Annotated in this window: 13 protein-coding genes; 6 read left to right on the top strand and 7 right to left on the bottom strand. The window is 33.6% G+C overall.

The annotated features are described in order from the left end of the window. Positions 1-27: 27 nt before the first annotated feature. Together WBN21_RS14805 and WBN21_RS14800 are read right to left on the bottom strand one after the other, a co-directional pair. Positions 28-417 carry a hypothetical protein gene (locus tag WBN21_RS14805; protein ID WP_424201615.1) on the bottom strand — a complete coding sequence of 130 codons (390 nt, stop codon included), beginning with the start codon at positions 415-417 and terminating at the stop codon, positions 28-30. 89 nt (positions 418-506) lie between these two features. Beyond that, positions 507-917 carry a BrxA/BrxB family bacilliredoxin gene (locus tag WBN21_RS14800; RefSeq protein WP_424201613.1) on the bottom strand — a complete coding sequence of 137 codons (411 nt, stop codon included), beginning with the start codon at positions 915-917 and terminating at the stop codon, positions 507-509. Between the two features lie 317 nt (positions 918-1,234). Between WBN21_RS14800 and WBN21_RS14795 the strand changes: the two genes are divergently transcribed. Both WBN21_RS14795 and WBN21_RS14790 read left to right on the top strand, forming a co-directional pair. Further along, a complete protein-coding gene (locus tag WBN21_RS14795) occupies positions 1,235-2,011 on the top strand; it encodes a TerB family tellurite resistance protein (RefSeq protein ID WP_424201611.1) in 777 nt (258 codons plus the stop codon). Positions 2,012-2,061: 50 nt separating this feature from the next. Beyond that, a complete protein-coding gene (locus tag WBN21_RS14790; RefSeq protein WP_424201609.1) occupies positions 2,062-2,514 on the top strand; it encodes a DUF1569 domain-containing protein in 453 nt (150 codons plus the stop codon). 77 nt (positions 2,515-2,591) lie between these two features. Here the strand turns inward: WBN21_RS14790 and WBN21_RS14785 are convergent, their stop codons facing one another. The 4 genes from WBN21_RS14785 to WBN21_RS14770 form a co-directional block, all read right to left on the bottom strand. Next, positions 2,592-2,828: a hypothetical protein gene (locus tag WBN21_RS14785; protein WP_424201607.1), complete on the bottom strand. Its 237-nt coding sequence runs from the start codon at positions 2,826-2,828 to the stop codon at positions 2,592-2,594. Between the two features lie 284 nt (positions 2,829-3,112). Next, positions 3,113-5,044: a DUF7594 domain-containing protein gene (locus WBN21_RS14780; protein ID WP_424201605.1), complete on the bottom strand. Its 1,932-nt coding sequence runs from the start codon at positions 5,042-5,044 to the stop codon at positions 3,113-3,115. A 142-nt stretch (positions 5,045-5,186) separates the two neighbouring features. Further along, entirely contained in the window at positions 5,187-7,733 is a 2,547-nt protein-coding gene (locus tag WBN21_RS14775) for a T9SS type A sorting domain-containing protein (protein WP_424201603.1), read from the bottom strand. A gap of 215 nt (positions 7,734-7,948) precedes the next feature. Continuing rightward, positions 7,949-8,965, bottom strand: coding sequence for a S66 peptidase family protein (locus tag WBN21_RS14770; RefSeq protein WP_424201601.1), 1,017 nt, complete (start codon positions 8,963-8,965; stop codon positions 7,949-7,951). A gap of 72 nt (positions 8,966-9,037) precedes the next feature. Here WBN21_RS14770 and metG point away from each other — a divergent pair, with 72 nt between their 5' ends. Next, positions 9,038-11,131, top strand: a complete 2,094-nt coding sequence (gene metG / locus WBN21_RS14765) for a methionine--tRNA ligase (RefSeq protein WP_424201599.1) — start codon at positions 9,038-9,040, stop codon at positions 11,129-11,131. Between the two features lie 6 nt (positions 11,132-11,137). Here the strand turns inward: metG and WBN21_RS14760 are convergent, their stop codons facing one another. Continuing rightward, positions 11,138-11,461, bottom strand: a complete 324-nt coding sequence (locus WBN21_RS14760) for a T9SS type A sorting domain-containing protein (RefSeq protein WP_424201597.1) — start codon at positions 11,459-11,461, stop codon at positions 11,138-11,140. A gap of 511 nt (positions 11,462-11,972) precedes the next feature. Between WBN21_RS14760 and WBN21_RS14755 the strand changes: the two genes are divergently transcribed. The 3 genes from WBN21_RS14755 to WBN21_RS14745 form a co-directional block, all read left to right on the top strand. Beyond that, positions 11,973-12,449 (top strand): lipocalin family protein, encoded by a 477-nt coding sequence (locus WBN21_RS14755; RefSeq protein ID WP_424201595.1) that lies wholly within the window; start codon positions 11,973-11,975, stop codon positions 12,447-12,449. A 7-nt stretch (positions 12,450-12,456) separates the two neighbouring features. Further along, a complete protein-coding gene (locus WBN21_RS14750; protein ID WP_424201593.1) occupies positions 12,457-13,161 on the top strand; it encodes an OmpA family protein in 705 nt (234 codons plus the stop codon). A gap of 74 nt (positions 13,162-13,235) precedes the next feature. Beyond that, positions 13,236-13,741 (top strand): Tex-like N-terminal domain-containing protein (locus WBN21_RS14745; protein ID WP_424201591.1); only part of this gene is annotated, 506 nt, incomplete at its 3' end.

Here is a 13,741-nt window from a genome sequence, read left to right as displayed (position 1 = left end):
CAACTACTAATTAATTTGGTATAAATTTTAGTACACAGCAACACAAGCATTATTTTCACAAATAATAGATGTTGGCGGATTAACAATACTACAATCTGACATAAGCCCCCATTTTGTATTGAATTCATCACTTTTTTGTTTGTAATTTAAAACTAGCATTTCAATTTTTTCAGTATCAATAGAGGTTGAATAAATTAAATAACCAGCTGGACCACCACAAGGTTTACTGCCAAAAGGCAAGTATTTACATTCGGTTTCTTCATTACAAATAGATGTAATAGCTAAAGCTTCAATGTCTAATCTTAAAGTATTTAATTCGGCACTTTCATCTTCTTGAGTAATTTCATCTTCACAATTAAAGGCCAATAAACACAAACAAATTAAGAATAAGAAAGCTTTAAGTGAAGTGTTTTTCATCAGGTCCAATTTATTTAATAGAAAAGGTTGCGTAAAAGCATAAAAAAACCACGAATTAATCGTGGTTTAGTTTAAACTGTTTTTTAATCTTAGCAATGCTCATTAAAAGCATCAACTAGGTTTTCTGCAATAAGTTCTGCAGGACGCCCTTCAATATGATGACGCTCTAACATGTGCACCAATTCACCATCTTTAAATAATGCCATACTTGGCGAGCTTGGAGGAAACGGCACCATGTGTCCACGAGCCGCATCAACAGCTTCTCTATCAACACCTGCAAAAACCGTAACAATATGGTCTGGTTTTTTTGCGTTTTGTAAACTCATTCTAGCGCCCGGACGAGCATTTGCCGCCGCACAACCACAAACCGAATTTACAACTACTAAGGTTGTTCCTTCTTTTGCTAAAGCCGCGTCAACAGCCTCTGCAGTATGTAATTCTTCAAAACCAACTTTGGTTAAATCCTCGCGCATTGGTTTCACTAATTCTGCTGGGTACATATTTTTAAAATTTTTTATTTGAAAGTTAATATTTGTGCAAAGTTAATCAAAAATGATGTTATAATTATTTGGGTGTTCCCTTAAAACGCTTATGGCGTTATAAGGTCAGGCTATCCGCTATATCTTTCTGCGAAGCAGCCCCGAACTTGTTTCGAGATTTTTCAATTAATAAGCCTTTCCTATAAAAGGAAAATATAGGTTTGATATCTCGCAAAAAGGATGCCGCTACTATCCTTAACACGTTAGAAATGTAACAAAACAATCAAATATTCGACTAACAATGTTATATTTGGTCGTATTAAAAATAAAAAAATTACATGAGTTTTTCAAAATGGATAGGCGCCTCAATAGGCTGGTCGTTTGGGGGTCCCATTGGGGCAATAATTGGTTTAGCATTAGGGAGCGTTATTGATGCCATGGCAGATGGTAAAGGCGGCCCACTTTTAGGCGAAAGACAATCAACAAATAAAGGTAGAACAACTTACAGAACTCAAACAAGACAACGTCCACAAACCCAATCGGGCGATTTTGAAGTCAGTTTGCTCGTTTTAGCCTCGGTAGTTATTAAGGCCGATGGAAAGCAAGAACAAAGTGAATTAGATTTTGTGCGGCAGCAGTTTTTAAACATGTATGGTAAAGAACGTGCAAACAATGCGTTTAAATTGTTTAAAAATATTAGCAAGCAAAATGTTTCGTTACGACCTGTGTGTTTGCAAATTCGCCAAATGATGGATCACGCATCAAGGTTACAACTCATGCACTTTTTATTTGGAATTGCAAAAGCCGATGGCAACGTAACTGAAGCGGAGGTTAAGCAAATTTACACCATTGCAGGCTATTTAGGTATAAGCTCAAGAGATTATGAAAGTATTAAAGCTATGTTTTATAACAGTAGCGATAATGCCTATAAAGTATTAGAAATAACTAAAAGTGCCAGCGTAGACGAAATTAAAAAAGCCTACCGAAAAATGGCTAAAAAGTACCACCCAGATAAAGTAATTCATTTAGGAAAAGAACACCAAAAAGGTGCTGAAGAAAAGTTTAGACAAGTACAAGCTGCTTATGAGCAAATACAAAAGGAGCGTGGGTTTTAAATAAAATTTATAAATTGCAATATATTTTTTAACCAACTAACTTAAAAGCCATGAAAAATATCTTCGATGCTAAAGAAACTGAAATTGTAATTGACAGAATTAATAATCTATCGCCTACAACTAAACCGCTTTGGGGGAAAATGAGTGCCGATCAAATGCTAGCGCATTGCAACGTGACTTACGAAATGACTTTTGAAGATAAGCACCCAAAACCAAACGGATTCACAAAATTCATGCTGAAGCTATTTATAAAAAACACGATTGTAAGTGAGAAGCCTTATAAAAAAAATAGCAAAACCGCTCCCCAATTTATAATTTCAAACGCAAAAAACTTTGTAGAGGAAAAAGCGAGATTAACAGACTATTTGAAGAAAGCACAGCAATTAGGCGAAAATCATTTTGATGGAATGGAATCACATTCTTTGGGGACCTTAACCAAACAAGAATGGAATAATATGTTTTATAAACATTTAGACCACCATTTAAATCAGTTTGGAGTGTAACTTCCAAAATAGGAACAAAAAAAACCAGCTAAACAATAATGAAAAGCTGGTTTATATTATTTTGGATTAAAAAATAATTATTTGCTTATATAAGTTTTCGAGTTATTATCTTTTTCAAAAATCATAACTAATTTCTCATCAGCATTAAAATATAATGCTGCTAATTTCCAGCCTTCACTTTGTGTAGCTTCTACCAAACATTTACGAACATCTGGGTTGTCTAAATCTAAATTAGAGTTAATTGTATCGTCAGCTTTAACATCAATTGAAATTAAAAGCATCATGGCTACGAATAGTAATTGTAATTTTTTCATTTGTTAGGGGTTTTTAGATTAAATAATTATATAGCAAGATTAGGGTATATATTAATTAATCTTAAATTTAATGGTTGATTACCCCATATTAATCGTTTAATATACCTCGTAGTCCACGTAGAGTATATTTATTCGATGAAAGAATCATTGGTAATGTAGGCGATTTAATTAAATAAGGGTATAAAATTTAAAATTAAGGTATAAAAAAACCTCAGATTATTTTAAATCTGAGGTTTTATACGTTCTTAATTTATTAAGAATGGTCTTTGAAAACTTTAGTTTGTTTAATTATCAGCCTTAATTACTTTTTTCAAAATACTTTTTCCATCAGTATAAGATACATTCAACATATACATTCCTGAAGCTAAGGAGATATCTTTGAATTCAATTTCTGATTGAGAAGATATTTCTTTTGAAAATATAGTTTTACCCAACAAGTTGATTAATTTAACCGAAACGGCACTTTGTCCATCACGATTTGGTATTTCTACAATAAAACTATCTGTAAATGGATTTGGATAGGTTTTTAATGCCATATTAGATGGTAATAGATCGGTACCCTCTGCTGATAATGTTGAGCTTGTTTTTAACAATAACTGTCCTGGGTTTCCAGCTACATTTTCACGACTATTAAACTTATTACTTAAACTGTTTGAAGGTGCAATCTTAAAAGCTACGGTTATTTCATTACCTTCATTAGCCTTTGCATATTCAGATATGTTCCACTCATAGTATTGATTAGCATCGGTTAGGTATGTTGTTGTGATGACATTTCCAAGTGCCGGCGCGTTACTGTCAACTATTGTAGCTTCGTCCCAGCCATTTGTTGTTTCATAAACAGTTATTGGGCTACCTGAATCAAGTATTGATGTGCCAGCCTGAGTTTCATTTGCATATATTCTAACCACAGCATCTTCTATACCAGTTGCCGCAGTTAAGTCAAACCTCATATAAATGGTTCTTTGGTCACCTGAGGTTGCACCTGAGGATGCAGTTAAATTATTATTACCCCCAAAAGGACTACTAGAACCTCCTTTAATGTGAGCATCAGCTGTAGTGGTTAATGTTGTATTAAAAGTTGGAGTTGGGTATAATTTGGCAATCCCAAGTCCACCTTCTCCATTACCTGAATACACTACATAATATTGTCCGTCAGCATCTTTAAATATATCTGGATCACGTAGTTGACTCACATTTACTTCATCTCCAGATTGTGAAGCGGCTAATGTATTTTGGCCACCTTCCCATCCTGGGTTTGGTGTTAGTATTTCTATTGGAGGATAGGTAGGGTCCCAAAGAGACCAATCGCCAACACTTAAATCTATGGTAGATAGCATGATACGTTCTTGTAACTCTCCTCGTCTAGAATAGAATACCATTAATTCGTCTCCTTCAACATGAGCGGCTGTGTGCCTAACTCTTATTTCTGAAAGCGATAAATTAATATCGTCTTGAAATTGATTCCCAGCTAGAGTTTCCCATAATTCATCTTCATAATTATGACCTACTGGAGCTCCCCATGGATCATTGTAATCTAATGCTTTACTAAATTTTGCTTGATTTTCAAGAGAATAGAGTTCGTTGTCATATTCAAAAACACGGAAATACGATTTTCCAAAGTGTATAGGTTCAATACCGTTATAAAACTCTAATCCATAAGGGGATGTGGATACCCACGAAACTTGTTTATTTACTTCCGTTCCATTTACAAAAAATGAAGATCCGGAATGAAAGTACATAATGATACGTTGGTTAACATCATCTACAATCACATCAGGTGAAGCTAAGTGGTTTTCTTGAATTACTATATTATTAGCTAATATAATATCGCTTTCATTATTATCTAAAACACCTCTATCGCCAACTGAAACAGAATCATCATATAATGTATATGGGCCTTCTATATTTGCTGCCCATGCCATTCTAATATAGTCGCCAATATGGTCTGCAAAATATAAGTAATATTGTGCCGTTGAGTGCGCGCGTTCAATGGTAGGTATCCAATCTGGAACACGAATTAATGATGGTCCATTAATGTTATCTCCATCAGTAGCGTTGCTAAACATGGATGGTTCAATTATAGGATCTCCGTTGTTTAATCGAATTACCTGATAAGGATTTTGGGCACCTATTGATGTAGTAGTTAATATAAACACGACTAATGAGTTGAGTGCAATTAGCCATAATTTTTTTATTGAGGTAGTAATTTTAAGCATTTGTTTTTGATTAAGGGTTCGTATTATATTAAATGTTTATTTTGATAATTTTTTGCGTTTGTAAAGCCTTTTTGTCACCCATAGGGATATTATTTTTCAGATTTAATAAAAAGAAATTGGCTTATTTTGTGGTATCGTTTATTTACAATTTTTTCATGATTTTTTTGGTGATAATAACATCATTAGAAAGTTTTACTTTAGCTATATAAGCAGTATTTTTTAAATTATTAAGTGAGTAAGTTTCAGAATTACTATGACCATAAAAATTGTAAAGGTTCCTTCCTAATAAATCATAAATAGCTATGTCTTTTATGGTTACATCATTTGTGGTTATTTTAAAGTTAACAAGATGATTGTCTAAAGAAATAATTTTTAAATTTATACCCGTTAAATCGATGTTATCAGTTGATAATAAACTTGATTTAAATGCAATTTCAAATCGATTATTGTATTCACCTACCTCAGAAGTAAAGACGTAGTTGCTATCTGATAAATTATGTATTTTATTTAGAAATTTATCTTTTAAGAATGTGGTTTTTTCTGAAAAGAAATCTCCTTGAAAATGATCTATAGAGAGTTCATACAATGCAGCGGAATCCGTAGAAGTAAAGAAGCCTAAGGGTATTATTTCATCTTCATTAAGACTGTTTACCCCTTTACCTTGTATTGCAAATTTTTTGTCATTAATATCATCTATAAGTGTGTATATAATTGATGCTACACCTTTGTTTGCATTTCTTGGCGCATCATAAGACATCCCATCATAACTGTCGGTTGCGCCTTCTACATAGGCAATTAAAACTTGATTAAATACACCAACATCTGAAGTTAAATTCAACCAGATTTTATTTTCTTGACTTGTTTTTTTACCTTTTGAATTAGAATTTTTGAAAAATTGGGTATTACTATCTGGGTTTTTAATTCGCATTGAATTATTAAAAGTAACATTAGCATTTGATAACCCGGCAATAAAGAAACTTTGTCCTGAAGGAATATATTCTAACAAGCTACCTGGGCTGTTATTAACACTACCACTACCAGTATTTATTATAATGTAGTCGCTTTGCGAAAAATTGAAATCTTCATTTCCGTTTGTTGTAGCCGATAGTGCAGTAGCATGAGACCATAAGTATGCCGCGCCATCAACTACACCTGGGTTGTTTGTTACAAAAGCATCAAAATCCAATGCACTTGGGTATGGGTTTCCAATAAGATTCCAATGGCCTCCTGTGTTTGAGGCATCATAAACAATAGGTGCTGTTATAACGCCATTATTAAGATCTCCAACAAAATCATAAGAATAGGATAATCCAGAAATAAACCCAGTAGGATTATGAGATGCAACATACCCAACCCCTGGGGTTATAACTGTGGTATTAGTTGCAACTTGCCAATCATTTCCATTATCATCAATATTATCACTACCAGCAATGAAGGTATCTGTGTTTCCAGGAACTTCAGCCAATACATCTAAATAGTTATTGGCATTATGCCAATAGCGCCTATAAGAATCCGCTAATGGACTTGTACCAATTGTAATGCCACTTACTGGCGAGCTCCAATAGGTATAATCATACCAATTATTTAATGAATGAGTGTTTTTTCTAACAATACAAGTGCCGTTATTAGTATACGATCCGCTATCATTATTAAGAACAAACGCGCCATTATTTTGAACTAATAGTGTAGCTCCAGCATCTATTACAACCTCGTTTTCAACTTCAACATAATAACCATCTGTAATGTCAAGCGTTCCTTCAACATCAATTTTACAAGCAGAAAAACTACCTCCATTTATGTCTGTTGAATACGTTTGCCCAGCTTGAATTCTCACACGTGTTCTAATGTTTGGTGCGCCATTATCCCAAGCAGAACCATCCCATTCTGTATATGATCCTGTACAAGGTGTTCTTACAAGGTCTCCCCATATTTCAATGTTATCAATGGCAATATCTTCGGCAAAATTATTAAGGAAGAATTCAATTTCTATATCTAATGTACTTCCTGTCCCTGATATGGCAGCAGTAAATTGTTTAAAAGTGGTGTCAACAGCATTGGCAGCCCCAGCATCACCCCTTCCATCAAAGCCATGGTCTATTGCAGGTTCTCCATTTAAGGACCCTATAGAGGCTGTAGATTCTACCCATAATAAGTTATTATAAGCACCAGAGTCAATAGAGCTATTAAAATGAACATAATCGTTTCCTGAGCTAGGGTTAGTTAAACTATTATCCCAAGACCGTAGATTTCCACCTCCATTAAGTTCACCAGTAATACTAGCTAAATACACTCTTATTTCTAAGTTTTCATAGTATTGAATATCAATTTGATCTAAATCTATTTTTACAGGAATCGAATAAAGTCCACCATCATCAATATCACCAGCAGCAAAAAAATAGTCTCCTAAATCAACAGGTTTGGTATAAGTGTAAGTAGAATTTATTTGAGATCCAGCCACATCTCCATTATATGTTCTGGTAAAATAATCACCGTCGCCATCTGAGTATTCACCAGAAGGAACTGGTAAACTAGTAGCTAAAAAAGATAAATTTGTTGTATATGAAATATCAGTTATTGCAGGATCGGTATCTGAAGGGTCAGTTTCAAAAGTTAATTTAGCTAATTTAGTTTGACTAAATCCTAAATTAAATGCAAAAATTAATACCAAAGAAAGAGTAATTTTTTTCATATTGTAGGTTTAAAATTTAGAGGATTTTAAAAAAAGACACCTTAACATTAGGAAATCTTACCTGACAAATATAATTAAAATCAAGAAAAAAATGCATTTCAACCTAAATATTATGCATTTTGTCGAAAATATTGCATTTTATTTGGATTTGGTCGAAATTAGAAAGCGGAAGATTACAGGTCTGCTAGTGTAATTCGCATACGCTTGTAAGATTTTTAATAAAAAATAAGAGTAGACTGTTTTTTATTAACGGCTAAATTAATGGTTCTGCCCAAAATTAAAGCCCGATTATCTGATTCATGACCTGCAGGCATGTTAAAAGCAATTGGGAATTTGTATTCGGACAAAGCATCCAAAATAAGTTGCTCAATAGTTGTTCCCCAAAGTGTAGTATTAGTTCTCATTTTACTCATATCGCCAACAATAACACCTTTACAGTTATCGAAATATCCAGCACGTTTAAGACTTTGCAGCATGCGATCTATATGATACTTGTATTCACCAATTTCTTCAATAAATAAAATTTTTCCAGAAACATCAATACTGGTTTTCGAGCCTAACATGGTATGAAGCATGGTTAAATTCCCTCCAATCAACTGCCCAGAGGCTGTTCCTGTTTTATTGTATATTGATCCTTCTAAAGTATAGTTTAATGGAATTCCAAAAATGGAATTTTTAAAGGAAGAAATACTGGCCTCAATTTCCGACTCATCTTTTGTTAAACTCACGCACATAATGGCATGTAAACTTTCCACGCCTTCATTGTGTATTTGGTTATGAAGCGCCGTAATATCTGAATATCCAATTACCCATTTTGGGTTTGCATTAAATTTTTCAAAATTCAATTTATCCAAAACCCTAACCGTTCCATAACCACCACGGGCACACCAAATGGCCTTTATTTTTGGGTCGTCAAGCGCGTTTTGTAAATCTTCACAACGCTCATCGTCGGATCCAGCAAAATGGTCTGCTTCATTAAATACATGTTTTCCGATTACAGAATGCAAACCCCAACGTTTTAAAAGGTCTTGAGCCTGTTGTATTTCGTTAGTTTTATTTTTTAAAATACCAGATGGTGCTACAATGGCAACGGTATCGCCTGCTTTTAAATATGGAGGATGTTTCAAAATATTGCTGTGTTTTTCACTAGCCGAATTTTGTGCTGATGCATTATTTATTCCAAATAAAAAAGCAACACAAATAAAGCTTAAAATGAGAAGTTTTTTAGACATATCGTAAATGTACATTTTTTTTCTAAATAGACCTCAAATTGCGTACTTTTACGCCTTCAAAAAGACAATATAATGCCGAAAAGATACACCATAACCACAGCACTTCCTTATACTAACGGACCCATTCATATTGGGCATTTAGCAGGCGTTTACGTGCCAGCCGATATTTATGCGCGTTATTTGCGTTTAACTGGAAACGACGTTATTTTAATTGGTGGTAGTGATGAACATGGCGTGCCCATTACCATTAAAGCAAAAAACGAAGGGGTATCACCTCAAGATATTGTTGATAAATACCATGCGATAATAAAAAAATCGTTTGAAGATTTCGGTATTACCTATGATAATTACTCGCGTACATCTGCACCCATTCATCATGAAACAGCTTCAGAGTTTTTCAAAACTTTAGATAAAAAAGGGGAGTTTATTGAAGAAACTTCAGAACAGTTATATGACGCTGAAGCCAATCAGTTTTTAGCAGACCGATTTGTAATAGGAACTTGCCCAAAATGTGGCAACGAAGAAAGTTATGGCGATCAATGTGAAAACTGCGGAACCAGCCATAATGCAACCGATTTAATAAATCCGAAATCGGCAATAACAGGAAATGTGCCAACTTTAAAAGAAACCAAACATTGGTTTTTACCTTTAGATAAGCACGAAGCATTTTTAAAAGAATGGATTTTAGAAGGGCATAAAAAGGATTGGAAACCTAATGTTTATGGGCAATGCAAATCTTGGATTGATGATGGTTTACGTCCAAGAGCAGTAACTAGAGATTTGGATTGGGGAATCCCAGTTCCAGCTGAAGGTGGCGAAGGCAAAGTACTTTACGTTTGGTTTGATGCGCCTATTGGCTATATTTCATCTACCAAAGAATGGGCAGCACGCGAAGGAAAAGATTGGGAACCTTATTGGAAAGATAAAGACACCAAATTGGTGCATTTTATAGGAAAGGATAATATCGTTTTCCATTGTATTATTTTTCCAGCTATGTTAAAGGCGGAGGGCAGTTATATTTTACCTGATAACGTGCCTGCAAACGAATTTTTAAATTTAGAAGGCAATAAATTATCAACGTCTAAAAATTGGGCGGTTTGGTTACCAGAATATTTAAAGGATTTCCCAGGGCAGCAAGATGTTTTGCGTTATGCATTAAATGCAAATGCTCCAGAAACTAAGGATAACGATTTTACTTGGAAAGATTTTCAAGCAAGAAACAATAACGAATTAGTGGCTATTTTCGGAAACTTTATAAACCGTGTTGTGGTTTTAACTAACAAATATTACGATGGTGTTGTTCCAGAACCTTCAGAATTTGATAAAGTAGATGAAGAAACCTTAGCAGCCATAAAAGCCTATCCTGATGTTATTGCAAGTTCTATTGAGCGCTACCGATTTAGAGAAGCAGGTCAGGAACTCATGAATTTAGCGCGACTAGGAAATAAATATTTAGCCGATGCTGAACCCTGGAAAATGATTAAAGTTGATGAAGTACGTACTAAAACAATCATGTATGTGGCACTTCAAATTGCTAGTGCTTTGGCTGCCTTAAGTGAGCCGTTTTTACCTTTTACTTCTGAAAAATTGAAAAATATTCTCAATTTAACACAGAGTAATAAAAATGAAAATAAAAGTGGTGCTAAGCTTGTTGAAGCAACTCAATGGAACCAAATAAAAACAAAAGAAGCATTACTGCCAGCTGGACACAAAATAGGAGAAGCAGAATTGTTATTCTCTAAAATTGAAGATGAAACCATTCAATTTCAACTTGATAAGCTAATAGCAAGTAAAAAAGCCAACGACATTGCAAATGCGAAGGTAGAACCTGAAAAGGAGACCATTACTTTTGAAGATTTTACGAAACTTGATATCCGTGTTGGAACCATTCTTGAAGCAGAAAAAATGCCAAAAACTAAAAAGCTTTTAAAGCTTAAAGTCGATACTGGTATTGATACAAGAACCATTGTGTCTGGAATTGCTGAAAGTTTTACAGCTGAAGAAGTCATTGGAAAACGGGTAACCGTATTAGTAAACCTTGCTCCAAGAGCTTTACGTGGCGTTGAAAGTCAAGGCATGATTTTAATGACTGAAACTCCAGATGGTAAATTGGTGTTTGTAAATCCTGATGATACCAAAGTTGGTAATGGGTTGCAGGTGAGTTAAAAAGGCTTATTTAATAAATACTTTTTTAATTTCATGCCTATTATTTTCATCCGTAACTTGAATTAAATAAATACCGCTTTTAAATTCAGAAATATCAAGCTTGATAATGCTTTTATTAAACTGATACAGAGCAATTCTATTGCCAAAAACGTCGGAAAGCTCAATGCTTTTTATTTTGTTAGTCCCTAAAATAAAGAGGTCATCCTGCGCAGGGTTTGGATGGAATTTAAAGACTGTTGACTCTTTAGGAGGGTTTTTTTCAATGTCATTTTGTGAAAAAGACAAATTACTAAAACATAGTAATAATAAGCAGGTAGCAATATATTTCATTAGATTGAGGGGTTTACAAAAAAAAGATTTTTTGTATTTGCAATAATAAGCAATTTATTTTATTTTCAAAACTTTTATTAGAAATTTATTTTTTATAACTCTCTTATATAGAGAAGTATATGAACTTCTTTTAAACCAACAATTTAAGGTCGATTAAAATTTTTATTTTTCATTCGAATTGTGTGTGGAATAAATTGAATTATGAACATGCGTATTCTGGGATTAACTTTTTAGTTTTTACTACATTCGCTTTAATTAATTTATTTAGAATGAAACACCTAATTTCCTATATAATATCTAACACAAAACTGTCGGAACAAACAGTTAAAAACACTATTCCCATAATGTCCATTACTTTTCAAGATTTTACTAAATTATATTAAAGATCAGGTAATATTATTAAAGGCCTCTTCAAATTTAAAACATGTAAAACATGTAATAAAATTTAAGAATTTTATAACATAAAACAACCAAACCTGTTGCACCTTTGTATTATAAAATTATGTAAATTATGAAAAGAGTAATGCTATTATTTTTAGCAATTGGTTTATTAAGTTGCGGAACTTCGAAAACAGTAAGGGTTTCTAAAAAAGTTATTAAAGGGGATTGGACGTTAAGTGCTATTTCATATAACAAAACAGGAAATTATAATGTCACCTTACTTAACGATGCTTCTAAAGATTGTTTTGAAGGCAGTACTTGGCAATTCATTCCAAACAACAACACGGGTGTTTATGCTATTAACAAGTCTAGTTGTCCATCAGGAGACAGAAATTTTGTTTTTACCATTCAAGAAGTGAATGCAGAAACAGGGCTTTATGACTTTTTGTTAAAACCTACAAATGAAAAAAGTAAGTCGGAAACTAATCAAGGGTTTAGATTAAAATTGGCTGCATTATCTGAAACGGATATGCAATGGCAACAAACGGTTTCCGTTGATGGAAATCCGTTTATAATTACTATGAATTTCACAAAAATTTTAAAATAATAAACTCATGAAAAAGACAAATAAAAAAATATTTTTTACAATTTTCACTCTAATACTAGCAGTTAGTTTGTCTAGTTGCAAATCGGTTAAAAATGCAAATAACAAACAAAAAGGTGCTGTTATTGGTGCTACTGGAGGTGCTATTTTAGGAGCCATAATTGGTAATAATGTTGGTAAAGGCGGCAATGGTGAATTAGGTGCTGTTATTGGAGGTGTAGTTGGTGGAGGAGCAGGTATACTTATTGGAAACAAAATGGATAAACAGGCTCAAAAAATAGAAACTGAAATACCAGGAGCTCAAGTAGAGCGTGTTGATGAAGGCATTGTTGTAACCTTTGATGAAGGTAGTGGCGTATATTTTGAAACTAATAAATTCAGTATTAATACTAAATCGAAACAAAATTTAGATAAACTATTAGGTGTTTTTAAAGAATATCCAGATACTAATATATTGGTAGTTGGACATACGGATAGTGTTGGTGCAGAAGATTTAAATATGACACTTTCTAAAAATAGAGCAACTTCAGTAACCAATTATTTATCGCAAAACGGGATAAGCCAAGGAAGGTTAAGCAATAACTGGTTTGGTGAATCGCAACCTTTGCATGATAATGCGACTGCTGAAGGACGCGCCAAAAATAGGCGTGTAAATATTGCCATTTTACCAAATGAGAAAATGATTGAAGACGCCAAAACTCAGGCTCAAAATTAAAATAGCTAAATATTTGTAAAAATCTCGTTTTCAATGTTTCTTTGAAGACGAGATTTTCTATTTAAACATACTGCATGAGTCCATTATTAAAATATATTAAAAACCACACCCAACTTCCAGAAGTTTCAATTAAAAACACGGTTGAATTACTTAATGAGGATTGCACAATTCCCTTCATATCGCGATACAGAAAAGAGCGTACCGGGAATTTAGATGAGGTTCAAATTGGTGACATTGTAAAATTTAAAGAGCAATTTGAAGCCTTAGAAAAACGAAAAATTGCCATTTTAAAAGCTTTAGAAGAACAGGAGGTGTTAACGCCTGAATTAAAGCTAAAAATTGAAGCTACTCAAGATTTAACAACACTTGAAGATATATACTTGCCTTTCAAAAAGAGTAGAAAAACCAAAGCTGAAAAGGCAAGACAAAGCGGATTAGAGCCGCTGGCAAAAATTATCATGAGCCAGAATGCAAACGATGTGGATTCCATAGCGTTTAAATACGTAAAAGGCGATGTTAATTCGGTTGAAGACGCTTTAGAAGGCGCAAGACATATTATTGCAGAATGGATTAATGAGCG

It is taken from the genome of Algibacter sp., from assembly GCF_049667265.1.
In the GTDB taxonomy this organism is placed as follows: Bacteria; Bacteroidota; Bacteroidia; order Flavobacteriales; family Flavobacteriaceae; genus Algibacter_B.
Note: the sequence above shows the minus strand (reverse complement) of the source record. Positions and strands in the feature narration are given on the sequence as shown.